Source organism: Arthrobacter sp. 754, assembly GCF_040548695.1.
Taxonomy (GTDB): Bacteria; Actinomycetota; Actinomycetes; order Actinomycetales; family Micrococcaceae; genus Arthrobacter.
In genome coordinates, this window is record NZ_JBEPSC010000002.1 from 572,349 (window position 1) to 595,981 (window position 23,633).

Sequence of the window (23,633 nt, forward strand, 5' to 3'; positions counted from 1 at the left end):
GTTCCTTATTGGCTGCCGGGGGATTGGCTGCCCCGGGTCCGGAACAGGCCGTCGCGCGCCCTTGCCCACGAGCGCGCGGCGGGTTTTGCCGCCCGGAGGGTCAGCCTGCCGATCGCCTTGAACGGCGAGGCCAGCAGCCGGCCTAACCTTCCCAGCACGGAAGCCGGGAGCCAGTCGGCCCTGAGCCGCCGCGGCAAGGAGGCGTTGTCCCGCAGCGACTGGTGGAGTGCGGCGATGCGCGAGGCGGCCGTCGCAGGTGCCCCGGGGCCGGCAGTGTCCTGCACCGGCCGCCCGTAGTGCCGGCGTTCGAAGTCGGCTGTCAGGGAAAGGACTGCCTGGTGTGCGGCCTCGTCCAGGCCGCCCGCCTCACCGAGCAGGGCCGAACCGCGGAGCCGGGCGGAATAGGTCCGCGGCGTCTCACTGGGCCCCGGTGGCAGCCCGTAATCGGTTCCGAGATCGCGGAGCTCGGCCCAGGCCAGCGCAACAGCATCCTTTGGGGACTGCTCCTGGTTCCGCAGCCGGCGGGCGCGCCGCCCCAGCCGGATCAGCCGCGGCGATGCCAGAAGCAGGACCAGTCCGAGGCCGCCCGCCGCCGTCAACAGCCACGGCAGGATCCGCTGTCCGAGGTCCTCCGCACCGCCGCCGGCGCCGGGGAGTGGGGCGGTCGTCGGCGTGGGTACGGCCGGAGCAGCCGTTGCATCCCGAAGAAGATCCTCGTTGTTTTCAATGAGGTTAGGGGAGCCGGGACTGGAGGCCTCGGTGGCGTAATCGGGCACCACGCCGCGCGACGGGGTGGGCTCGAAAGGCACCCAGCCCAGGCCCTGGAAGTAGAGTTCGGGCCATGCGTGGGCGTCCCGGGAGTCCACTTCGAACTCGGGCAGCGCTCCCTGGCCCAGGACGCCCACAGTGGCGCCGGTGGGCCTGCCCGGGGCATAGCCAACCGCGATGCGGCTCGGTATTCCTTCCAGCCTGGCCATCACGGCCATGGCGGACGAGAAATGGATGCAGTATCCGCTCTTCTGGGTGAGGAAGTCCGCCAGGACAGAGAGCCCGTTGCCGTCATAGCCACCCTGGACCGGTGACTGGAGCGAGTACGTGAACTCTCCTGAGCGCAGGAACTTCTGGATCGCCATGGCCTTGGCATAGGCGGTGCCGCTTGAACGTGTCACCTGATCAGCGGTGCTGCGGACTATGTCCGGAACGTTGCCGGGAATCCGGGTGAAGTCAGCGGAGATGCCGCGGACCGCCGCCGACGACTGCTCAAGCGCTTCGGCCGTAAGTTTGGGTTCGGTGGAGGACACAATGTACAGCTGGTTGCGTGAGTTCGTGTTGGATCCCTTGACGGACAGGGTGGCCGGGTCCCACGTCCAGGCGCCGCTGAGCCCGCGGATTGCCTCCGGAGCGTAGGGCAACGGAAGGTAAGGACTGGTGAACGTCCCGGTCTCCACCGCCGTCACCTGGCGGATCTGCTCGTTGGCGAGGATCTCGTAACCGGGCTCGATCAGCCCCGTCAGGGGCCGCCGCTCGCCCTCACGGTCATCGGGGCCCCAGGAGTCGCCGTCGAAGTTATCGACTGTGACCGATCGCAGATACAACGGCGTGGCTGCGTTAGTGGCATAAGTGATCCGCCCGCTGCCGGCCGGTGTCCGCAGGCTGCTGCCCAAAGTGATCATCGGGTTCAGGCCGGTTCCGGTACCCCAGGGGTTCAGCCTGGACCCCTGCGGGAAAGTCCCCTGATCGAAACCCGGGATGGCCATCGGCACCGTCAGGGTTGCCACCAGCGCCACGGTTCCGGTCAGCACGGCCCGCCGGAACTGCCCCGGATTCCTGGCCCTGTCAGCCGACGTGCGGGAATCAGGGGCGAACCACTGGCTGCATGCCAGGATCAGCAGGTAGCCGGCCACTGTTGCGCAAAACCCCCAGAAACCAACGCTCTGCGGTTTCACCATGGCGGGGACCACCAGAATTGCCAGCAGGCCCACCCCCGTTGTGGCGGGCATGCCCAGAGGCACGGCGAGCGCATCGATGAGGATGACAGCCAAGCCTAAAACAGCACAGATGACCATGACTATCCCGGCATTCGGAGCCACCGGGGCGCTTTCGGAAAGCACCGTCTCGCTGGCGCGGCGTATGAACTTGTCCAGTTCAGCCATGGTGGCCGAGGACGGGATCATGCCGGCAATGCCGGTGCGACGGAAAAAGGTGAGCGTGATGATCGCGATCAGGGATGCGAAGGCGCCTGCACTCACAAGAAGGGGGTGGGCGCGCACGGCGCGGAGTACTGCGATGGACAGGCAGACCACCACCACCGTGGTCAGAACGGGCAGGTACCACGCCCAGCCCCTGAGCACGCCGTTCAGGGAAATCGCCGCCCCGGCCACGGACATGGCAACCGCCCCGGCCATGGCCCAGGGGTAGGCCCCCACGCGTGTACGCACCGGAGGCTGCCCCCGGGCGGCTGTGCCCCTGGTCTCCCGCGGCTGTTCGCGGGGCGCGTTACGTTCGGGTGCCAGGGTCATCGCCCCACCTCAGCTCCGCGCCGGACATCGGCCGCAGCGGTCGCCTGCCCGCCTCCGCCCTGGTCAAACTGGCCCCAGGCAACAGGGACCGGGACCGACGTCCGAACTGCCACGGCCCGCCAGCCACCCCTGCGGAGGGTTTCAAGGGTGTCCTCGGCATCGGCCGGCCTGTCGGTCACGATGACGGCGAAGGCATTCGCCCCATAACCCGCAGCCGGAGCCAGGGCCCTGGCTTCTGCCGGGGTCACCCTGCCGAGCAGCGCAATAATGGGCCCGCGCATCCGGTGGGCGGACAGCTTATCCATCAGGTGGTCCTCGAACACGGCCGGACCCGAGTCCTGTCCATGTTCCCGGGCGGCGTGGTGCGGTCCGGTGAGGTGGATGGCGGCAAGGCTTTCGGCGACGGCCTGGAGTCCTGAAGCACCCTTGAACTCCTCGGCCTCCGGTTCCGGCGCGGAGGGGGAGCGGAGGAAAGCCGGCTCGCCCCGGGGATCAAGGAGGCGCAAGGCGTAGTTCCGGTCCGAAAGGTGCGTGCAGATGGAGATCGCGGCCACGACGGCCCACTCAAACGTGGCACTGCTGGCCAGTTCGTGGCCGTCAATGGAGGGATTGCCGCCGTGGCCCGGTCCCGTTCCGCCCGGGAACGCCGTGAAGCGCTGGTCCAGGATGACGGTGGCTTCGGGGGTCGTCACGGACTCCTCCTGGCGCACCATGAGGACGCCATGGCGGGCGGTGGCAGGCCAATGGACCCTGCGCATGGGATCGCCGTGCCGGTATTCGCGGGTCATGACGTCGTCGTCACTGGGGTTGGCGCGGGTTCGCGTAGCTGTAATGCCATCGTTGCCGCGGGCGCCCGCAAGTCCGGTCACGGGAAGGTCGACGGCGGCCGGTGTCACCGTGAGGGTGTCGCCGTCGCCGATGGCCTGCCGGTGCAGCGACAAGCCGAAGGGGTCCGTGAATTCAGCCGTCACCGGGCCGATCAGGTACTGCCCGCGGACGCCGGAGCGCAGGTGGTATTCGTAGCGGCTGACCCCGCCCGAGGCGGAGCGGGCAGGGAACCGGAAGGCCGGCGACTCGCCAAACCGCGCCGGAAGCCGTTCCTCCATGATCGCGTGGCCGCTCCCGTAACCGGTGCGCTTCACTGCCAGCCGCACCGTGCTGGCGGCGGACGTCTCCACCGGCGAGGGATTGAACTCGCGGTAGACGTGGAACCTTGGCTTCACGAGCCGGATTCCGGCAAGCGATACCAGCGGGAGGATGATCAGCAGGACGGCGAGCGTCAGGAGGTCCCGACGGCCCATGATCTGAGCGCCCAGAAGCGAGACTGCCCCTGCAGCCAGGAGCCCCCAGCCACGCTGGCTGAAGAGGTGCCGCGGCAGTCGGTGGTGCAGCGCCATGGGGATGCCTGCTAATGGGTTCGGCGGGACGCGACAACGGGTGAGCCCGCGGACCGGACCGGACTGTTCGCGGTTTCGTGGCTCACCGGCAGCCTGGACAGGACACCCCTGATGATGCTGTGGGCAGTCTCACCTGCGCCTGCTGCCTTCCGGTCAAGGATGATCCGGTGGGCGAGCACGGAGTCCGCAACGCTGATGACGTCGTCGGGCAGGACGAAATCACGGCCATCCAGGGCCGCGGTGGCCTTCGCCGCGCGCAGCAGCTGAAGCATGGAGCGCGGGCTGGCTCCGAGCCGCAGCAGCGGGCTTTCACGGGTGGCACGGCCCACCGAGACGGTGTATTCCTTGACTGCCTGCGAGACATATACCTGCTGGACGGTGGCAATCATGGCGGCGACGTCGGCTGCGGTGACGACGGCGGAGACCTTGTCCAGCGGCGACGTGGCCTGGTGGGTCTCCAGCATTTCCATCTCGGCTTCCTTGTCCGGATAGCCCATCGAGATCCGCGCCATAAAGCGGTCCCGCTGGGCTTCGGGAAGGGGATAGGTGCCTTCCATCTCGATCGGGTTCTGCGTGGCAACGACCATGAACGGCTCGTCGAGTTTGTAGGAGTCACCGTCCACGGTGACCTGATGTTCCTCCATGCACTCCAGCAGGGCAGACTGTGTCTTGGCCGAGGCGCGGTTTATCTCATCGCCAATGACGATGTTGGCAAACACTGCCCCGGGGCGGAATTCGAAGAGCCGGGACGACTGGTTGTAGATGGAAACGCCGGTCACATCCGAGGGCAGGAGGTCGGGGGTGAACTGGATCCGGCTGACGGTACAGTCGATGGTCCGGGCAAGGGTCTTTGCCAGCAGTGTTTTACCCACGCCGGGCACGTCCTCCAGCAGGAGATGGCCCTGGGCCAGCAGCACCGTCAGGGCAAGCCTCGCAGCGTCGGACTTACCGTCGATGACAGTGTTGATCGATTCCAGGATCCGTCGGCTGGCGGCGTGGAATGCCTCCGCATCCATGGCCGCACCCTTGTGGCCGTTCAGCTGGCTCACCGGCTCACTGACCGCAGTGAAATTCCGGCCGGCAGGGGCTATCTCGTTGACGGCGGTGCGGCGATGGGGGTCCATCTTCGCTCCTTTCAGCCCGGGGATCACCTGGGACGGGACAGCAGGCCTGCCTTCGACCTCGGTGTGTTCGGATCTGTTCGTACCAGCCTACTAACACAACTGCCTTTGCTGACAGAGAGTTCCGGTAATTCCGGCCGGACCTCCCGCCGCTAGGGTGGAGGGATGTGCAATTCGCTGATTCCCGCCGCCTACCGTGCAGCAGGGTCCGACGCCGATGCAGGGACCGGCCAGGCGCGGCAGGGCTTTCCGCCGGCGCCGGAGCCCCTGCCGGTGCCTGTGATGGACAACCACACGCACCTCGATTTCCCCAATGGAGACAGGCCAGTAGCCATCGCCGCGGCAATGGATGCCGCCGAGGCCGTCGGGGTGCAGGGGGCCGTCCAGGTGGGGTGCGACCTCGAGTCCTCCCGGTTCACGGTCCAGGCCGTCGAACTGGACAGCAGGCTGCTGGGTGCGGTGGCTCTTCATCCCAATGACGCCCCGGACTACGCGCGCCGGGGCGAGCTGGAGGCGGCGCTGGCGGAAATTGAGCAGCTGGCCGCCCACCCGCGCATCCGGGCCATCGGTGAAACCGGACTTGATTTCTTCCGCACCGAGGGGGAGGGCCTGGCACATCAGCGGTATTCGTTCCGGCGGCACATCGACATCGCCAAGCGGCTCAACCTGACCCTCCAGATCCACGACCGGGACGCGCACGACGACGTCGTCCAGGTCCTGCGCGAAGAGGGGGCGCCGGAGCGGGTGGTGTTCCACTGCTTTTCCGGTGATGAGGAACTGGCCAGGATCTGCAATACGGCGGGCTGGAACATGTCGTTTGCCGGCACCCTGACCTTCAAGAACGCTAAAAACCTCCGGGCTGCGCTCGCCGTGGCGGATCCTGACCTCGTACTGGTCGAAACTGATGCACCCTTCCTGACTCCGCACCCGCACCGCGGCCGCCCCAACGCCAGCTACATGGTGCCGTACACAGTCCGGGCGATGGCCGAATTGACAGGGACGGACCTTGCCGAACTCTGCACCCGGATAGGCGAAAATACCGTGCGGGCATACGGTTCCTGGGCCTGAGCCCGGCAGGGCCGGAAGACTCCGAGCACATACTTCGTATGTAAAATTGTTGGCCGCTTTATAACGCTACGGTTACAGTGGAGAACTATTAGCCGGGGTCGGGGAAGGCCTTCGGATAATTTCACTTCACTCGCAGCAGGACCCGGCGCGGCTTTGATGCCGCCTGCCTGCCGCGCGAAGTGTGGCGGCGCAATGGTGGCCGGAGCTGTCCTCTAGGGCCATGCACCGGCTATTTTACTGCGTTTTTCCCCGTGCCCGGATGGTCCTAAAGATACGGGCAATCGTGGTCAAGATCTTCACAACGGACGGCAAGTTCAGCTTTGTCAAAGTTGGCACCCAACTCGTGGTGCTTTGCGCCCTGGTACTGGGCCTCGTAGCCTTCGTCGGAAATAACAAAACCGTTACCCTCAACGTCGACGGCAAAGTGACTTCGGTCCAGTCCTTCGGCGGCACCGTCGGCCAGGTGGTCAAGGGCGCCAACGTCGAACTGAAGCCGGCCGACCGCGTCTCGCCCTCGGCGGACGTCAAAGTGGAGAACGGCACGGTTATCAACGTCAACATGGCCAAGGCCGTGAAGGTCAGCCTGGACGGTTCCGAAAAGACCGTCAGCACCACCGCACCGGACGTTGCCGGCCTCGTCACCGAACTCGGAGTCGCCAGCGCGTCGTCCGTTTCCGTCCCGAAGGACGCGCAGCTCGCCGTGGCCGGATCATTTGTTTCCATCTCCACCCCCAAGACCGTCAGCATTGTTGCCGACGGCAAGGTGGCAGCCGCGACCACGACGGCGGGAACGGTCGCCCAGGTGCTTGAAGACGCCGGCATCACCCTTGGCGTCGACGACCGCACCTCCCAGCCGGGCAACGCCCTCGTTGTGAACAACATGGTTGTCAAGGTCTCCCGCGTGGACACCAGCCAGACCGCCGCCACCACAGAAGACATCGCCTTCGACAGCATGACCACCGAGAGCGCCGAGCTCCTGAAGGGTGAGAAAGAGGTCACCCAGGCCGGAGCTGCCGGAAAGGTCAGCAAGACCTTCAAACTGGTCATGGTGGACGGCCGTGAAGCGTCCCGCACGCTGGTCTCCGAAACCGTTTCTGTGCAGCCCGTCACCGAGAAGATCACAGTCGGCACCAAGCCCAAGCCGGTTGCAGCCCAGGCCGCCCCGGCCGCCGGCGCGAACACCGGTGCCGCAGCCCCGGCCATGATGAACGAGGCCATGTGGGACAAGATCGCCCAGTGCGAATCCACCGGCAACTGGTCCATCAACTCCGGCAACGGCTACTACGGCGGCCTTCAGTTCGATATCCGGACGTGGATCGGCGCCGGCGGCGGAGCTTATGCGCCCAACGCCAGCCTCGCCACCAAGGCACAGCAGATCGACATCGCCAACCGCGTCTACGCCCAGCGTGGACTCCAGCCGTGGGGCTGTGGCTGGGCCGCCACGAGCTAGGCAGCCCCAGGAGCGGGTGCCATCCGCCCAACTGCGCCAGGCGGCAGCTGACCACAACCGCCAGACACGAAGCCAGCACAGGCATTGAGCCAAAGCCGGTCCCGGGTTTCCGGGACCGGCTTTGGCCGGTTAAGACCGGCCGTCAACAGTGGTCAGGAGAGGCCACGGCTCCAATACGGGCCGGGATAGGATACCTAGGTGACTGAACCGATCCCTGCCGCGCCCGCACCCCTCTTCGGTGCCTCCGACATACGCCGGCTAGCGGAGGAAATCGGAATCCGGCCCACCAAGACACTCGGCCAGAACTTCGTTATTGACGGCAACACCATCCGCCGGATCGTCTCGGTGGCCAACATCGGGCCGGACGAGACCGTGCTGGAAGTCGGGCCGGGCCTTGGTTCCCTCACCCTGGGCCTCCTGGATGCCGCAAAGGCGGTGGTCGCCGTCGAAATCGATCCTGTCCTGGCGGCTAAGCTGCCCGAAACCGTCAAAACGTGGCGGCCGGAGGCCGTGGACGCGTTCCACCTTGTCCAGGCCGACGCCATGAAGGTGACCTCCCTCCCGGTTGAGCCCACTGCCATTGTGGCCAACCTTCCCTATAACGTCGCCGTCCCGGTGGTGCTTCACCTCCTCCAGCATTTCCCGAGCCTTCAGCATGGGCTGGTGATGGTCCAGGACGAGGTGGCCGACAGGCTGGCCGCCGGACCCGGATCGAAAACCTATGGAGTGCCGTCCGTTAAGGCCGCCTGGTACTCCAGCATGCGCAAGGCAGGAGTGATCGGCATGAATGTTTTCTGGCCTGCGCCGAAGATCCACTCCGGCCTGGTGGCCTTCACCCGGCGGGAACCACCGGTGACAACAGCCACGCGGGAACAGGTGTTCGCCGTGATCGACGCCGCCTTTGCCCAACGCCGCAAGACCCTCCGCGCCGCCCTGGCCGGCTGGGCCGGGGGAGCCGCCGAAGCCGAACGCTGCCTGGTCGCAGCCGGTGTCGATCCCACGGCCCGGGGGGAAGTCATAGACGTCACGGCGTTCGCCCGGATCGCCGAAGCCCGTGAGGCCACCGCATGAACGCGCTGGCGGGGCGTTTTCCGGCCAGGACGGTCCGCGTCAAGGCGCCCGGGAAAGTCAACGTTTCCCTGGACGTCGGGCCGCTGCGGCCGGACGGCTACCACTCCGTGGCCAGCGTCTACCTGGCGGTCTCGCTCTATGAGGAAGTGGCCGCCACGAGCACCGGGACGCCGGGCATCACTGTGAGCATCAGCCCGGACAGCACCCTGGACCTTGACGGGGTGGACATCCCCCTCGATGAGAACAACCTGGCCTACAAGGCTGCGGCCATCATGGCGGACGTCTCCGAGCACGCCACCGGCGTCCATCTGGAGATCACCAAGCGGGTTCCGGTGGCCGGCGGCATGGGCGGCGGATCAGCGGACGCGGCAGCAACCCTGCTGGCCTGCGACGCACTGTGGAACAGCGGGCTGTCACGGGACGAACTCGCCCACCTGGCCGCCGAGCTGGGCGCGGACGTGCCGTTTTCGCTGCTGGGCGGAACCGCCGTCGGCCTGGGCCTTGGCGACGAACTCTCGCCTGCACTGGTCAAGGCGCAGACGGACTGGGTCCTGGTGGCTGCCGATTATGGGCTTCCCACCCCCGAGGTCTACCGCACGCTGGACCGGCTGCGGACGGCCGAGGGCGTGGACGCCGAGGAGCCCACCGCCGTGGACCCCAAAATCCTCGAGGCCCTGCGGAGCGGGGATGCCGACGCCCTGAGCCGGGTCCTGGTGAACGATCTCCAGCGGGCTTCCATTGAACTTGCTCCCGCCCTCCGCGATACGCTGGGCATAGGAGAGTCCCAAGGAGCCATCGCGGGTATCGTCTCCGGTTCCGGGCCTACCGTGGCGCTGTTGACTCATAACCCCACTGCCGCAGCAAGCCTCGCCGAGGACCTGCGGCATCACGGGCTGACGGCAATCGCTGTTCATGGTCCCGTGCCGGGCGCCCGCATCATCTCCGATACCCTCCTCTAGCTCCCCACCTTTACAGCAGCAGAAAGCAGTTCCCTTTGGCACACCTTCTTGGCGGCGAGAACCTCACGGTTTCGTACGCGACGCGCACCGTCCTGGACGGCATCACCCTCGGACTCGAAGAGGGTGACCGGATTGGCATGGTGGGCCGGAACGGCGACGGTAAATCCACGCTGATGCGGCTGCTGGCACTGCGGTCCACCCCGGATTCCGGCCGCGTCACCAAGCGCGGTGACGTGAACATCGGGTACCTGGACCAGAGCGACGTGCTCGACGGCGACCTCACCGTGGGTGCCGCAATCGTCGGGGACCAGGCCGACTACGAATGGGCCCGCAACCCGCAGATCCGCGAAGTGATGGGCGGACTGGTGTCCGACGTCGACTGGCATGCGAACGTCCATGCCCTCTCGGGCGGGCAGAAGCGGCGGGTGGCCCTGGCCAAACTCCTGATCGAAGACCACGACGTCATCATGCTGGACGAACCCACCAACCACCTCGACGTCGAAGGGGTTGCCTGGCTGTCCCGCCACCTGAAGACCCGCTGGCGCGCCAACCAGGGCGCTTTCCTGGTGGTCACCCACGACCGCTGGTTCCTGGACGAGGTCTGCACCAAGACCTGGGAAATCCACGACGGCATCATGGACCCGTTCGACGGCGGCTACGCGGCCTACGTCCTGGCCCGCGCCGAACGTGACCGCTCGGCCTCCGTTGTGGAAAGCAAGCGCCAGCAGCTGGTGAAGAAGGAACTGGCCTGGCTCCGCCGCGGCGCACCGGCGCGCACGGCCAAGCCCAAGTTCCGCATTGAAGCAGCCAACGCCCTCATCGCCGATGTCCCGGAACCGCGCGACTCGACGGCGCTGAGCAAGATGGCCACTGCCCGCCTGGGCAAGGATGTGCTGGACCTGGAAAACGTCTCGCTGGATTACCTGGGCGGCGAGGAAGGGCAGAAACTCTTCGACAACATCACCCTGCGGCTGGCACCGGGGGAGCGGCTGGGCCTGGTGGGCGTGAACGGCGCGGGCAAGACCACCCTGCTCAAGCTCCTCAACGGCGAGATCGAGCCAACCTCGGGGAAGGTCAAGCGCGGCAAGACCGTGGTCACGGCCGTTCTGAGCCAGGAGGTCAAGGAGCTCGACGACGTCTCGGACCTGCGTGTGATCGAAGTGATCGAGCGTGAGAAGCGTTCCTTCAACGTTGGCGGCAAGGAATTCACTGCCGGCCAGCTCGTCGAGCAGCTCGGCTTCACCAACGAGAAGCAGTGGACCCCGGTCCGGGACCTCTCCGGCGGTGAGCGCCGCCGCCTCCAGCTGCTGCGCCTGCTGGTGGGGGAGCCCAACGTCCTGATGCTCGATGAACCCACCAACGACCTCGACACCGACACGCTGGCCGCCGTCGAAGACGTCCTTGACGGCTGGCCCGGCACCCTGGTTGTGGTGAGCCACGACCGCTACCTCCTGGAGCGTGTCACGGACCACCAGATGGCACTCCTGGGCGACGGGAAGATCCGCGCCCTGCCGCGCGGCGTCGACCAGTACCTGGAACTCCGGGAATCCGCCCTGGCAGGTTCCACCATCACCGGCGGCGGGAACCCCGTCACCGGTGCCAGCGGAAGCGCCGCCCCCGCCTCATCCGGAGCCTCCGAAGGGGAAAAACGGGACGCCCGCAAAGCGAAGAACCGGATCGAACGCCAGCTGGGCAAGCTCGAACAGCAGGAAAAGAAGCTCCACGACCAAATGGTCAAAAGCACCAACGAGAACGACTTCGACGCCCTGGCCGACCAGAACAAAAAACTCAAGGACCTCGCCGGTGAACGCGAAGCCCTCGAACTTGAATGGCTGGGAGCCCTGGAAGTCCTCGGCGAGTAAAAGCAGCACCGGCTGGCGAGCAGCACCGGGTGGCACGAACCGTCACGGCGGCCTGTGTCACTGGCACCCCTGAACCCATGGCAAAATAAATACTTGTGCCTTGGCCTTGTGCCTCTGGCACGGTCCGCCCTGGTGTAATGGCAGCACCCCGGCCTTTGGAGCCGTGGAGTATAGGTTCGAATCCTATGGGCGGAACTGCTGTGCGACAGAGCGTCCAGTAGGATGAACACGGTGCCCCGCCAGTGATTTGGCCGGTTCGGCACCGCGCCCGGCCCAACGTGTAACCAATGCAAGGAGAGCCCGTACGTGATCCCCGAGACTACCGGTCCAGCCGCCGTCATTGTTCTGGCAGCAGGCGCCGGTACCCGGATGAAATCCCGTACGCCGAAGATCCTGCACGGGATCGGCGGCCGGTCCATGGTGGCCCACGCCCTGCTGGCGGCCCGCAGCATCAACCCCGGACGCCTCGCGGTGGTGGTCCGCCACGAACGTGACCTCGTTGCCCGCCACCTGAACGAACTGGACCCCGAAGCCCTGATCGTTGACCAGGACGAGATTCCCGGCACCGGCCGCGCAGTCGAGGTGGCCCTGAATGCCCTGGATGCCGGGGAAAAGCTCACCGGTACCGTAGTGGTGACCTACGGCGATGTTCCCCTGCTCACGGGCGGACTCCTCGCCGAGCTTGTGGCCACACACGAACGTGAAGGCAACGCCGTTACCGTGCTCACTGCCCTGTTGGAGGACGCCACGGGCTACGGACGGATCCTCCGCCACGACGACGAATCCGTCACCGGCATCCGCGAGCACAAGGACGCCACCGAAACCGAACGCCTGATCCGCGAGGTCAACTCCGGCATCTACGCCTTCGACGCCGCAGTCCTCCGCGATGCCCTGCTGCACGTCACTACCGACAACTCCCAGGGCGAGAAGTACCTCACCGACGTCCTTGGCCTCGCGCGGCAGGCAGGCGGGCGGGTGGCCGCCGTCGTCACCGAAGACCGCTGGCAGGTGGAGGGCGCCAATGACCGCGTGCAGCTGGCCGCCCTCGGCGCCGAACTGAACCGCCGCACCGTTGAGGCCTGGATGCGCTCCGGCGTCACCGTTGTTGACCCCGCCACCACATGGATTGACTCCACGGTCACCCTGGACGAGGACGTCCGGATCCTGCCCAACACCCAGCTGCACGGGTCCACCGCGGTGGCGAGGGACGCCGTCGTCGGCCCGGACACCACCCTGACCGATGTCCGCATCGGCGAGGGCGCCACGGTGACCCGCACGCACGGTTCCGGTGCAGTGATCGGCGCCGGCGCCGCCGTCGGGCCCTTCACCTACCTGCGGCCCGGCACCGTCCTGGGCGACACCGGAAAAATCGGCGCGTTCTACGAAACCAAGAACGTCACCATTGGCCGCGGCTCCAAACTGTCCCACCTCGGCTACGCAGGCGACGCCGAAATCGGCGAGGACACCAACATCGGCTGCGGCAACATCACGGCCAATTACGACGGCGAGAAGAAGCACCGCACGGTGATCGGCTCGGGCGTCCGCACAGGTTCGAACACAGTGTTCGTCGCGCCGGTCACCGTGGGGGACGGCGCCTACAGCGGCGCCGGCGCGGTGATCCGCAAAGACGTTCCGGCCGGGGCACTCGCAGTGTCCGTGGCCGCCCAGCGCAACTCCGAGGGCTGGGTCATCGCCCACCGCCCCGGCACGCGTTCGGCCGAACTCGCCTCCGCCGCTGACAGCACGGGAGCCACCGAAGCATCTTCACCTACCCCGGCACCGACAGAAGAGGGCACGCAATCATGAGCGAAATTACGGCACGCGGCGAGAAGAAGCTGGTGCTTGCCGCTGGGCGGGCACACCCCGAGCTGGCACGGGAAATCGCCAAGGAGCTGGGAACCGAGCTGCTGCCCGTTGATGCCTACGACTTCGCCAACGGGGAGATCTACGTCCGCGCCGGCGAAAGCGTGCGCGGCACGGATGCCTTCGTGATCCAGGCCCACCCGGCCCCGCTGAACAACCACCTCATGGAACAGCTGATCATGATCGATTCGCTGAAGCGCGCGTCCGCCAAGCGGATCACCGTGGTTTCCCCGTTCTACCCGTACGCCCGGCAGGACAAAAAAGGCCGCGGACGCGAGCCCATCTCCGCCCGGCTGGTAGCTGACCTCTACAAGACCGCCGGCGCCGACCGCATCATGAGCGTTGACCTGCACACCTCGCAGATCCAGGGCTTCTTCGACGGCCCGGTTGACCACCTGATGGCGATCCCGCTCCTGGCGGATTACATCCGGACCCGCGTCGGCGCCGACGACATCACTGTCGTCTCCCCGGACACCGGCCGCGTCCGCGTCGCTGAGCAGTGGGCTGAGCGCCTTGGCGGGGCGCCGCTGGCGTTCGTGCACAAGAGCCGCGACCTCACCGTTCCCAACCAGGCCGTCTCCAAGACTGTTGTCGGTCAGGTTGAGGGCAGGACCTGCGTACTGATCGATGACATGATCGACACCGGCGGAACCATCTCCGGGGCAGTCCAGGTGCTGAAGAACGCCGGTGCGAAGGACGTCATCATCGCTGCGACGCATGCCGTGTTCTCGGACCCGGCAGCCCAGCGCCTGTCAGACTCCGGTGCCCGCGAAGTGGTGGTCACAGACACCCTGCCCATCGCTGCCCACCAGCAGTTCCCGCAGCTGACGGTGCTGTCCATCGCGCCGCTCATCGCCCGTGCCATCCGGGAAGTCTTCGACGACGGCTCGGTCACCAGCCTGTTCGACGGCAACGCCTGACCCCGCCCGTTTTCAGTAATCGGGCCGGGGGCTGGTAGGCTCTTTGACGATACCTTGGCGAGGGAGAGCACCGGATTCCGCACAGTCGGAAACCGGATTGCAGGTCTCCGTTATCGACTGGGTCTGAATCTCCCTTCTGGAAGGGCCGCCCCAGGGCGCCCGGCGTTGAAGGTCGTAACAGACCTCCGCCCTTGCTGAACACCGTTTAAGTTTCCTAGGAGATACACATGGCTGAGCAGAAGCTTGCAGCAGAAGTACGCACCGAATTCGGCAAGGGCTTTGCCCGCCGCGCGCGCATGGCCCACCTGATCCCCGCGGTCATTTACGGCCACGGCGCCGAGCCGATCCACATCACCCTCCCCAGCAAGGCCACCACCCTTGCAGTCCGCAAGGCCAACGCCCTGCTGTCCCTGGACATCAACGGCGAAGAGCACCTTGCCCTGGTCAAGGACATCCAGCGCGACCCCATCAAGCAGATCATCGAGCACATCGACCTGCTGACCGTCCGCAAGGGCGAAAAGGTCACCGTGGACGTCCCCGTCCACGTTGTTGGCGAACTGGCTCCGGGCAACGTCTACAACCAGGAACTCACGGTCATCTCCCTCGAGGCCGAGGCAACCCACCTGCCGACCGCCATCGAGGTTGACATCGAGGGCCGCACCGCCGGCGAGCACATCCACGCTTCGGACCTGGTGCTGCCCAAGGGATCGGTCCTGCTGGCCGACGCCGAGGCGCTCGTGGTTCACATCTCCGAGGCCACCGAGGTTTCCGAGGAAGAAGCATCCGCCGAAACCACCGAAGGTTCCTCAGTTTCGGAAGCAGCAGCCGAGTAAGCATTCCCGCGGGTGTGGCCGGGTCCCTGTGGGGGTCCGGCCACAGCCATGTTCCGGCCCCCTTGGGCGTCAAACCCACTTTAGGATTGATCAATGACTGACACCTGGCTGATCGTTGGCCTCGGAAACCCGGGGGCCGAGTACAAAGGCAACAGGCACAACGTCGGGCAGATGGTCCTGGAGGAACTTGGGGCCCGGATCGGTGGAAGCTTCAAGACCCACAAGGCCCGTGCCCAGGTGCTTGAGGGGAGGCTGGGGATAGGCGGCCCCCGCGTAGTGCTGTCCAAGCCCATGAGCTACATGAACGTTTCGGGCGGACCTGTGGCAAACCTGGCGGACTTCTACGGCATCGGGCCCGACCACGTTATTGCGGTCCACGACGAAATCGATATCCCCTTTAATACCGTCAAGCTGAAATCCGGCGGCGGCGAGGGCGGCCACAACGGCCTCCGCGACATCTCCAAGGCACTCGGCACGAAGGATTACCTCAGGGTACGCGTTGGCGTGGGCCGCCCGCCTGGCCGGATGGAAACCGCCGATTACGTCCTCCGGGACTTCGGCACGGCGGAGCGGAAGGACCTTCCATTCCTGCTCGATGAGGCCGCCGACGCCGTCGAGATGCTGGTCAGGGAGGGGCTCACCGCGGCCCAGCAGAAGTTCCACCCGGCGAAGACCGATGTCCCGTAAAAAAACTTAAAAGTCCTTGTCCCTGTTTTCCTGTCTGTACCAAGGGGTAGTCTTCTTCCTAAGCGGGGGGCGATGGGGCTTAATCCCGCTTTTAGTGGGATGTAGGGGATAAGTTCATGTCAATCGAGCCACTCAGCTGGGGACGTGGGTCATCGCTCAACGAAGTTGGGCCACGCACGGACACCGCCGGCATAACTGAGCCACAACGATGGTCTGTGCCCGCTCGCAGCGCAAACCTTGAAGCCGTCCGTATTGCCCTGACCAGCCCGGACTCCCTGGGCGTCGTCATCACCGGAGGCAGGGGGGTCGGGAAGTCGTCCCTGGCACGGACAGCAGTATCAGAACTGGGCCCCGATGTCTGGACGCTGCAGCTGCGCAGCGGCCCCACGTCGGCCAAGACGCCCTACGGCTGCCTGGCATTCCTGCTCGCCCGCCTTCCCCAGGCCTACATGGGTTCACCAACCGCCATCCTGAGGGGCATCACGTCACTGATCAGGAGCGACGCCGCCGGACGCCAGTGCGTGATCACCCTGGACACAGCCGGCAGCATTGATGACATGAGCGCCGGAGTGCTGCTCAACATCCTCCTGACCGGGACTGCCCGCGTCGTGGCCGTCGCGCCCCAGATCAGCGACCTTCCGGCTGACTTCCACTGGCTCCTCACCGACCACCGCCTCACCGAGGTCAAGCTGGACAACCTGAACGAGCTCCAGACCCGGCAGGTCCTGCTTTCCCTGCTGGGCCACCGCGTGTCCGCTTCCCTGGTGGGCACCTTCCACACGATGGTTGGCGGAAACCCCCTGTTGCTCAAGGCCCTGGTCACCGAGCAGCAGCACTCCGGGAACCTGGTCCTCTCGGACTCCGTCTGGACGCTGCGGGACAAAGTGGTGCTCGACGGCGCGGCCAGCCTGGACGACATCGTGCGCTCCCAGTGGACCCGGAAATCAGAGCAGGAACGCGAAGTCATCGAGATGCTATCCTGCGCCCGGAGCGTGGAGCTGTCCAGGTTGACCGCGGTATACGGCGCCGGCATCGTCGCAGACATGGAGGACTCCGGCATGCTGGAGATCGACGCGTCGGACAACCGCTGGGTGACGCTGCGGGAAAAGTACCTCGGCGACGTCGTCCGTTCCTGGCTGAGCATCACCCGGCGAAGGGAGCTGCGCAGCCTGCTCCTCAATGGCAAGGACCCTGACCCGGCCACCATGACGGTGGAGGAGCTGATGGCGTTCTCGGCCTGGACCCAGGAATGCGAGGCGGAGCTCAGCCCTGCCATGGCGCTGGCGGCCGCTGAGGCTGCCGTTGAGCTCTTTGACCCGCATTTCGCCCTTAGGTATGCGGAGATCCTGAAGCGGAATGACCCGGAGTGGGTGCCCGGCCAGAGGCAGAAGGCCGCCGCGTACCTCCTGCTGGACCTCCCGGTGCAGGCCATGGCGGCGCTGGAGGACATCTCGCAGCCGCAGTTGGACAACCTGGATGTGGGAGAATTTGCCCGGGTCATCGCTGCGAAGGCAAAAGCGATGGTATGGCTGCCGGAACATACGGACCGGGTTCCGGGCCTGCTGCGCGCTGCTCGCGAACGGCTGGGAGTGGAACCCGGCATCGCCAAAGACTGGCCGGCGCCGTTGGCCGCCGCTGCCAACCGGATCAGCCTCAGTGAGTTCGAGTACCAGGCCTTCGTGGGCGACTACGCCCCTGCCATCGCCGCACTGGAAGCGGCCGCGGACCCTGAACAGAACCCTGACACCTGGTTCCGGATGAACGCCGCGACGATCCTGATGAGCGCCTTGTCCATGACCGGGCGCGAGATGGACGCGCTGAGCCTGATGCGGCAGTTGGGCGGCCAGATTTCGGACGCCGCCCAGATTGTGGGGCTTCGCGAGCAGTTCACCGGGCGGGCCTATGCCGTGCTCCTGACGGCGGGCCAGTGGCGCAGGTGCATAGACCTCCTCGATCCGCCGCCGCTTCGTGAGATCCACACCCTGCCGTACCGGAGCGCGGCCGCAGAGCTGTCGGCCGGGATCGCGTACGTGTACTCCGGACGTGGGGCCGTCGCATTGGATTCGCTGCTGTCGGCAACCGCGCAGCTGGAGCTGAGGCCCGTCCAGAGCATGCTCCGTGCCGCCTACGCCGCAACCGCCCTCGCGTATGCCCAGATCGGTAACGCCGGGCTGTCCCGCAAGTACCTGGACAAGCTGCAGCGCGCGGGGGGAGTCTCGGACCATACCACCAGGAGCATCGCCCACTTCTGCGCCGACGTCGCGGCCCGGTGGCTGGGGGACAACGACGCCGCCGCCCGCCTGAAGAAGTCAGCCCGCGAGGACATCGCCGCAGGAAGGTACACCCTGGCCGGCATCAGCCTGCTCGGGGCCACCGTCAACGGTACAGACGCCGACTTCCGCCTCATGGAGGAGGTGGCCGGCCACCGCCAGGGACCCCTGGCGGAAATCTCGCGGCTGATCGCCGTGGGCAGCAGGACCCGGGACGCCAAAACCCTGCTCGCCGGCGGGGAACTGGCTGCCACGCTGGAACTGGACGCCGTCGAGGCCCGCTGCATGGCTCTGGCCGTCGACTTCGCCAGGCAGGCCGGCGATTCCGTGTCAGCCAGGACCGCCCAGGCCCGGCTGGACATCCTGGCGGCAACCGTGGCGAGCCTGCCCATCGTGCCGAGCACCGGCAGCCCGCTCCTGACCAGCCGGGAACGCCAGATTGCGCGGCTTGCAGGCCGGGGCTCCTCGAACCGTGACATCGCGCTGGAGATGGGCGTGTCCGTACGCACCGTGGAAGGCCACCTTTACCAGGTCTTCACTAAGCTGGGAGTCACATCCAGGGGTGATCTGACTGGACTCGTCTAAAGGGCACATACCGAAACCGGGAGCCGCGTACCGTCTGCTGACCGGCCGGCGTGAACCGCTGGACCGGATCTGCAACATCATCCGCAGCCGCACCAGCCAGGCCGTGTTCCTGATGGCGGGCCCGGGCATCGGCAAGACAGCGCTGACCGAAGCCATCACCGAACGGCTTGCCGCCGAGATGATTATCGTGCAGATCCATGGCAGTTCGTCGCTTGCCAGCGTCCCCTTCGGGGTGCTGGCGCCCTACACTGCTGAGCTGAACGCGGAAGACTCGGTGTCTCCGGTTGCTGTCCTGAGGTCCGTGTGGAGTTACTTTGAGAAGCTCAAGGGCGGCAAGGAAACGCCGCTGCTCCTGATGATGGATGACGCCCACCACCTGGATGAGGCAACGGCGAGCATCGTCGCTGACATGATCTCCGCAGGCTGGGCCAGCGTGGTGGCCGCAGGCCGGCCGCGGCCCGGACTGCCCCAGCCAATGGCCCAACTCTGGTACGACGGCCTCGCCGACCGCGTGGACCTCCGTCCCCTTAACCGCGACCAGATCGAGGAAGTCCTTGCCCACGCGCTGGACGGCACCGTTCCGGCCGCAACCGTTGACACGATCTGGAGTGCCTCGGGTGGCAATCCGCGGCTCCTTGATGCCCTCCTCCATGACGCAGCCGAGCGGGGAGTGCTCGCAAAGCGGAACGGGATCTGGATGCTCCTGGGGCCGTTGCCTTCCGACGGGCCCAAGCTCACCGGCGTTGTGGTGAAGGACATGCTCCGCCGCAGCGCCGAGGAGCAGGAAGCACTGAAGCTGGTGGCCCTCGCCGGGCCTGTCCGGCGCAAGGTGATCGAGGACATCAGCGGAGCAGAAGTGGTCCGTGGCCTGCTGGACCAGCAGCTGGTGGTCGAAAGTTCCGGTACGCCGGCCGATCTCCGGATGTGGAACGCCATGTTCGGCGATGCCCTTCGCGGCAGTCTCTCTGTTTCCAGGAGCCTGCAGCTGCTCGAAACCATCCGGGGCCAGCTGGAAACCTCCCCCGCGGGATCCGAAGGCAGGCTGCGGGCTGTGGAATGGGCCCTTGAATGCGGGCTGAGAGTTTCTGATCCCGACCTGCTCGAGTCAGCGGAAACCGCCCTGGCCCACTTCCGGAACCGGAGCAGCCGGACCATGGCGGCGAGAGTGACCGATCCGGAACTGCTGCCCCGGGCACAGGCGGTCCAGGCGAGGGCGTTGTTCAACGACGGCGACTACGCAGGTGCGGCAAAGACCGCGGACGGATGCTTGCTGCAGCTGGAGACAGGCGAAGGTGCCGCCGCGGCCCTGATGGTCAGCCTGTCGGCACATCAGGCCCTCGGTACCCCGCTGGAAGTCCTGGCCGCACAAACCAGGGAGGAGCTCCGGAGCGCCTATGGCAATGCATCCGGCCGGGATTCTCCGGAAGATGCCGCCGGCGTCCCGGACAAGCCCTGGTGGGACCACCTGCTCTGTCTGCTGGAATATGACGAAGCGGGAAACCACGAGGCGTTGGCCGGCGAGGTGCAGGAACTTCGCAGCCGTGATTCCGGCGCCGCAACCGACGGTGCCCTTCGGGTTGTGGGAAGCGCATTGCTGGCCCATTCACTGGCCGGTGGCGGCCGCGCAGTCCAGGGCCTTAATGCCGCGCTGCTGGCCGCCTCCGAACTTCCCGCCCTGCAGGGAGAAGTATTCTTCTTCAACGAGTTCGTCCTGGGCCGCCTCGTGGCCAACTACCTGGCCCTGGGCGAGTGGGATTCGGCGGAGCGGGAACTGGCGAATTACGCGTCGGGTGATCCGCTCAGTGCCGCCGCATTCGCCGGCAATCTCCAGGTTCTCCGTGGCTATTCGCTGTTGCGGCAAGGAAGGATTGAACGGGCTTACCAGATGCTGTTGCCGGCCGTGGAGATCCTCCGGCTTCAGGACCCCCTGCAGATGTTCCGATTCGGCTCCGCGCTGGGGTTCTATGTGGCGGCAAGGCTTGGTGACACCGCCCAGGCGAGCCGCCTGGAGCTGGACTACAAGGATTCGCCGCCAGGCAGCACCAACCAGGAACTGCTCGCAACGGCTTACGCCGCTGCGGCCTCGGAATACCTGTCGCGGGACGGAAAAGGTCTGGCATCAGTCCACACCCTGGCAACCACACCGGAGGTGTCCGCGCGGGCGGGCATGCTCCTGGAACTTCTGGCAGTGTGCTGGGACCTGGGAGATCATTCGGTTATTCCCCTGGTCCAGTCCGTCGCCGCAAACGTTGAAGGCCGCTGGGCAGATTCCATGCTCACCCTGGCCCGCCACTGGGAGTCCGCCGATGCTGACGCCCTCATGAACACCGCTGCCACCCTTGAAGCTTCCGGATTCGTGAATCTGGCCCGGGAAGCCTACGCCCGCGCGAGCTCCGTCCTTGATAATTCCGGGGAACGCCGCCGGGCCCGCCAGGCCGTGGCGTTGCGGGAGAAATGCGATCACGAACTGGGCGAGCGGTTCCGCGAGGGCCAGTTCATCGCAGCTGCGCCCGCCGTGCATCTCACCCGCCGGGAACAGGACATCGTGGAGCTCGCTGTCCAGGGACTCACGGACCGCGAGATCGCCCAGCGGCTGATGGTGTCTGTACGGACTGTGGAGGGCCACCTGTACCGTACCTACGTGAAACTCGGTGTACGGAGCCGCGACGAACTGGCCACCGCGCTTCCGCACTAGATCTGCGGCTGGATCTGCGTTAGGCCCGGCCCGAAACCCGCATCTCCTAGCCCGCGCGGCGCCTCCATGCCCATGCGGTGTCTCCATGCCCATGCGGCGTCTCCGCGCTGGTGCGGCGCCTTACGGGCGGGCCAAGTAACGCCCCCTCATAAATACGCGTAGCAGCCGCGCGTAACCGGTAGCTGTGCAGGGCAGAAGTCGAGTACTTCCTACTCGTGCCCCGGGCGGCCGGAAGCGCTTAACTGGAAGAGGCAGAAAGGTACGGCTACAAACGCCGGTCCGACTGCCACCAGACTTTCCAGGTCTCGTCTTGAGAACAACTTCCGGCCCCAGGGCCGGACCTAGACGGGGCCGGCGACGTCAGAGTCTTCTGAGACCGAGGCTCTCCCCCCAGCCGTCGCCGGCCCTCCCTTCCGCGGGTCGAAGCCCGGAGCTGCTGTGGCGGTTGGCCCTCGGACCGCCGCCACAGTGGTGCTGTGGGACAATTGAGTGTCAATCCATTGGCATCTCAAGGAGTTAGCTTTGGCCTTAGTATCAACGCCCGCCACGCTGGAACGTGCCGTGCCGGCCATGGATAACGCCGAAGTCCTCAGGATCCGAAACGACTTCCCGGTTCTGGCCCAGCAGGTCAACGGCCAGCCACTGGTCTACCTCGACTCCGGTGCCACATCGCAGAACCCGCTCAGTGTTATCGAAGCCGAGCAGGAGTTCTACGAACAGCGCAACGCTGCCGTGCACCGCGGTGCCCACCACCTCGCCGTGGAAGCCACGGAAGTTTTCGAAGATGCCCGCCAGACCCTCGCGGATTTTATCGGGGCGGACTTCGCTGAGACGGTGTGGACGTCGAACGCCACCGAGGGCATCAACCTCGTCAGCTACGCGCTGTCCAACGCCTCGCTTTGGTCGGCACAGGGCAGGGGGGACGCGCGGCTCAAGGATCTCGCCGTGGGCCCGGGGGACCAGATCGTGGTCACCGAAATGGAGCATCACGCCAACCTGATTCCCTGGCAGGAGCTGGCCTTCCGCACCGGCGCCACCCTGCGCTACATCCCCATCGACGACGCCGGCGCCCTGCGGCTGGACGCCGCGGCTGAGATCATCGGCAGCAGGACCAAAGTCCTGGCGTTCACCCATGCCTCCAACGTTCTGGGAACCATCAACCCCGTGAAGGAGCTGGTGGCGCTGGGCCGGAAGGCCGGTGCCCTGGTGGTTCTGGACGCCTGCCAGTCCGCGCCCCATCTCGCCTTCAACGTCAAGGAACTGGACGTCGACTTCGCAGTCTTCTCGGGGCACAAGATGCTCGGGCCCACCGGAATCGGCGTCCTGTACGGCAAACAGGACATCCTGGACGCACTGCCTCCGTTCCTCACCGGGGGATCCATGATCACCACCGTGACCATGGAACGTGCCGAGTACCTGCCGGCTCCCCAGCGCTTCGAGGCCGGCACCCAGCGGATCTCCCAGGCCGTTGCCCTGGCAGCCGCTGCCAACTACCTCACCGAAACCGGCCTGGACCGCGTGCACCGCTGGGAATCTGAACTCGGCCAGCGCATGGTCGCCGGGCTGGAGGCCCTGCCGGGAATCCGCGTCCTGGGCCCCGCCGCCGGACAGGAAAGGATCGGGCTGGCAGCGTTCGACGTCGAGGGTGTGCACGCGCACGACGTCGGGCAGTTCCTGGATTCGCGTGGCATCGCCGTCCGCGTGGGCCACCACTGCGCCCAGCCGCTGCACCGACGCCTCGGCCTGACCGCCACCACCCGGGCCAGCGCCTATCTTTACAACACCACCGACGACGTCGATGTGTTCCTCGACGCCGTGGCCGGCGTCCGCTCCTACTTCCGCGTCTAGAGCGCGCCTCCACCGAAAGATGTGTCCATGAGCCTTGACCAGCTGTACCAGCAGATCATCCTTGACCACTCCAAGTCCCGACACGGCAGCGGCCTGGCCGCCACGCCGGCGCCTGCCGGCGCGTCAACGGGCCAGTCGCACCAGCTCAACCCGGTGTGCGGGGACGAAGTCACCCTCCGCGTGGCAGTGGAAGACGGCAAGGTGGCACAGATTTCCTGGGACGGGGCGGGATGCTCCATTTCCATGGCATCGGCGTCGGTCCTCAGCGAGCTTGCCGAGGGCCTCAGCGTTGCCGAGCTGCACGGGATCATCGACAGTTTCCGTGAGGTCCTCCGCTCGCGCGGCAAGATCCACGCCGATCCCGAAATCCTGGGCGACGCCGCCGCCTTCGAGGGCGTGGCCCGTTACGCCGCACGCGTCAAGTGCGCCATGATCTCCTGGGTCGCCGCCGAAGACGCCCTGAACCAGGCGGCGTAGATTAAGGG

16 protein-coding genes and 1 tRNA gene are annotated in these 23,633 nt (G+C 66.3%); 14 read left to right on the forward strand and 3 right to left on the reverse strand.

Features of this window, described 5'->3' with window-relative positions:
- Positions 1–5: 5 nt before the first annotated feature.
- From ABIA70_RS08120 to ABIA70_RS08130, 3 genes are read right to left on the reverse strand one after another with little or no spacing between them, the layout of a single operon-like run.
- Positions 6–2,519, reverse strand: coding sequence for a transglutaminase TgpA family protein (locus tag ABIA70_RS08120; protein WP_354147076.1), 2,514 nt, complete (start codon positions 2,517–2,519; stop codon positions 6–8).
- The gene (locus ABIA70_RS08125; protein WP_354147077.1) at positions 2,516–3,916 is read right to left on the reverse strand and encodes a DUF58 domain-containing protein; all 1,401 of its coding nucleotides are present in this window, start codon (positions 3,914–3,916) and stop codon (positions 2,516–2,518) included. Before ABIA70_RS08125 ends, ABIA70_RS08120 begins: the two co-directional genes overlap by 4 nt.
- An 11-nt stretch (positions 3,917–3,927) precedes the next feature.
- Complete coding sequence (locus ABIA70_RS08130; RefSeq protein ID WP_354147078.1) at positions 3,928–5,040, reverse strand: AAA family ATPase; 1,113 nt, start codon at positions 5,038–5,040, stop codon at positions 3,928–3,930.
- A 162-nt stretch (positions 5,041–5,202) separates the two neighbouring features.
- Between ABIA70_RS08130 and ABIA70_RS08135 the strand changes: the two genes are divergently transcribed.
- The 14 genes from ABIA70_RS08135 to sufU all read left to right on the forward strand — a co-directional run bounded on the left by ABIA70_RS08135 (position 5,203) and on the right by sufU (position 23,625).
- Positions 5,203–6,105, forward strand: coding sequence for a TatD family hydrolase (locus ABIA70_RS08135; RefSeq protein WP_354147079.1), 903 nt, complete (start codon positions 5,203–5,205; stop codon positions 6,103–6,105).
- 259 nt (positions 6,106–6,364) lie between these two features.
- A complete protein-coding gene (locus ABIA70_RS08140) occupies positions 6,365–7,555 on the forward strand; it encodes a resuscitation-promoting factor (protein WP_354147080.1) in 1,191 nt (396 codons plus the stop codon).
- A 198-nt stretch (positions 7,556–7,753) separates the two neighbouring features.
- Positions 7,754–8,626, forward strand: coding sequence for a 16S rRNA (adenine(1518)-N(6)/adenine(1519)-N(6))-dimethyltransferase RsmA (gene rsmA / locus ABIA70_RS08145; RefSeq protein WP_354147081.1), 873 nt, complete (start codon positions 7,754–7,756; stop codon positions 8,624–8,626).
- Positions 8,623–9,585, forward strand: coding sequence for a 4-(cytidine 5'-diphospho)-2-C-methyl-D-erythritol kinase (locus tag ABIA70_RS08150; RefSeq protein WP_354147082.1), 963 nt, complete (start codon positions 8,623–8,625; stop codon positions 9,583–9,585). Before rsmA ends, ABIA70_RS08150 begins: the two co-directional genes overlap by 4 nt.
- A 35-nt stretch (positions 9,586–9,620) precedes the next feature.
- Positions 9,621–11,447, forward strand: coding sequence for an ABC-F family ATP-binding cassette domain-containing protein (locus ABIA70_RS08155; protein WP_354147083.1), 1,827 nt, complete (start codon positions 9,621–9,623; stop codon positions 11,445–11,447).
- Positions 11,448–11,570: 123 nt separating this feature from the next.
- Positions 11,571–11,642: transfer RNA gene (locus ABIA70_RS08160), tRNA-Gln, on the forward strand.
- A 111-nt stretch (positions 11,643–11,753) separates the two neighbouring features.
- Positions 11,754–13,253 (forward strand): bifunctional UDP-N-acetylglucosamine diphosphorylase/glucosamine-1-phosphate N-acetyltransferase GlmU, encoded by a 1,500-nt coding sequence (gene glmU, locus ABIA70_RS08165; protein WP_354147084.1) that lies wholly within the window; start codon positions 11,754–11,756, stop codon positions 13,251–13,253.
- A complete protein-coding gene (locus ABIA70_RS08170) occupies positions 13,250–14,230 on the forward strand; it encodes a ribose-phosphate diphosphokinase (RefSeq protein ID WP_108598012.1) in 981 nt (326 codons plus the stop codon). Before glmU ends, ABIA70_RS08170 begins: the two co-directional genes overlap by 4 nt.
- Positions 14,231–14,457: 227 nt before the next feature.
- Positions 14,458–15,063, forward strand: a complete 606-nt coding sequence (locus ABIA70_RS08175; protein ID WP_354147085.1) for a 50S ribosomal protein L25/general stress protein Ctc — start codon at positions 14,458–14,460, stop codon at positions 15,061–15,063.
- Positions 15,064–15,156: 93 nt separating this feature from the next.
- The gene (gene pth, locus ABIA70_RS08180; protein ID WP_354147086.1) at positions 15,157–15,750 is read left to right on the forward strand and encodes an aminoacyl-tRNA hydrolase; all 594 of its coding nucleotides are present in this window, start codon (positions 15,157–15,159) and stop codon (positions 15,748–15,750) included.
- Between the two features lie 116 nt (positions 15,751–15,866).
- Positions 15,867–18,605, forward strand: a complete 2,739-nt coding sequence (locus ABIA70_RS08185) for a LuxR family transcriptional regulator (RefSeq protein WP_354147087.1) — start codon at positions 15,867–15,869, stop codon at positions 18,603–18,605.
- 37 nt (positions 18,606–18,642) lie between these two features.
- The gene (locus ABIA70_RS08190; RefSeq protein WP_354147342.1) at positions 18,643–21,300 is read left to right on the forward strand and encodes a LuxR C-terminal-related transcriptional regulator; all 2,658 of its coding nucleotides are present in this window, start codon (positions 18,643–18,645) and stop codon (positions 21,298–21,300) included.
- 522 nt (positions 21,301–21,822) lie between these two features.
- Positions 21,823–23,148: a SufS family cysteine desulfurase gene (locus tag ABIA70_RS08195; RefSeq protein ID WP_354147088.1), complete on the forward strand. Its 1,326-nt coding sequence runs from the start codon at positions 21,823–21,825 to the stop codon at positions 23,146–23,148.
- A 27-nt stretch (positions 23,149–23,175) separates the two neighbouring features.
- Complete coding sequence (gene sufU / locus ABIA70_RS08200; protein WP_354147089.1) at positions 23,176–23,625, forward strand: Fe-S cluster assembly sulfur transfer protein SufU; 450 nt, start codon at positions 23,176–23,178, stop codon at positions 23,623–23,625.
- Positions 23,626–23,633: the final 8 nt, after the last annotated feature.

Excerpts from the sequence above, each read along its gene's own strand:
- ABIA70_RS08170 (WP_108598012.1), top strand. The coding sequence starts at position 13,250 with ATGAGCGAAATTACGGCACGCGGCGAGAAGAAGCTGGTGCTTGCCGCT.
- ABIA70_RS08140 (WP_354147080.1), top strand. The coding sequence starts at position 6,365 with ATGGTCCTAAAGATACGGGCAATCGTGGTCAAGATCTTCACAACGGAC.
- ABIA70_RS08130 (WP_354147078.1), bottom strand. The coding sequence starts at position 5,040 with ATGGACCCCCATCGCCGCACCGCCGTCAACGAGATAGCCCCTGCCGGC.
- ABIA70_RS08125 (WP_354147077.1), bottom strand. The coding sequence starts at position 3,916 with ATGGCGCTGCACCACCGACTGCCGCGGCACCTCTTCAGCCAGCGTGGC.
- ABIA70_RS08120 (WP_354147076.1), bottom strand. The coding sequence starts at position 2,519 with ATGACCCTGGCACCCGAACGTAACGCGCCCCGCGAACAGCCGCGGGAG.
- ABIA70_RS08150 (WP_354147082.1), top strand. The coding sequence starts at position 8,623 with ATGAACGCGCTGGCGGGGCGTTTTCCGGCCAGGACGGTCCGCGTCAAG.
- ABIA70_RS08185 (WP_354147087.1), top strand. The coding sequence starts at position 15,867 with ATGTCAATCGAGCCACTCAGCTGGGGACGTGGGTCATCGCTCAACGAA.
- ABIA70_RS08135 (WP_354147079.1), top strand. The coding sequence starts at position 5,203 with ATGTGCAATTCGCTGATTCCCGCCGCCTACCGTGCAGCAGGGTCCGAC.
- ABIA70_RS08175 (WP_354147085.1), top strand. The coding sequence starts at position 14,458 with ATGGCTGAGCAGAAGCTTGCAGCAGAAGTACGCACCGAATTCGGCAAG.
- sufU (WP_354147089.1), top strand. The coding sequence starts at position 23,176 with ATGAGCCTTGACCAGCTGTACCAGCAGATCATCCTTGACCACTCCAAG.
- pth (WP_354147086.1), top strand. The coding sequence starts at position 15,157 with ATGACTGACACCTGGCTGATCGTTGGCCTCGGAAACCCGGGGGCCGAG.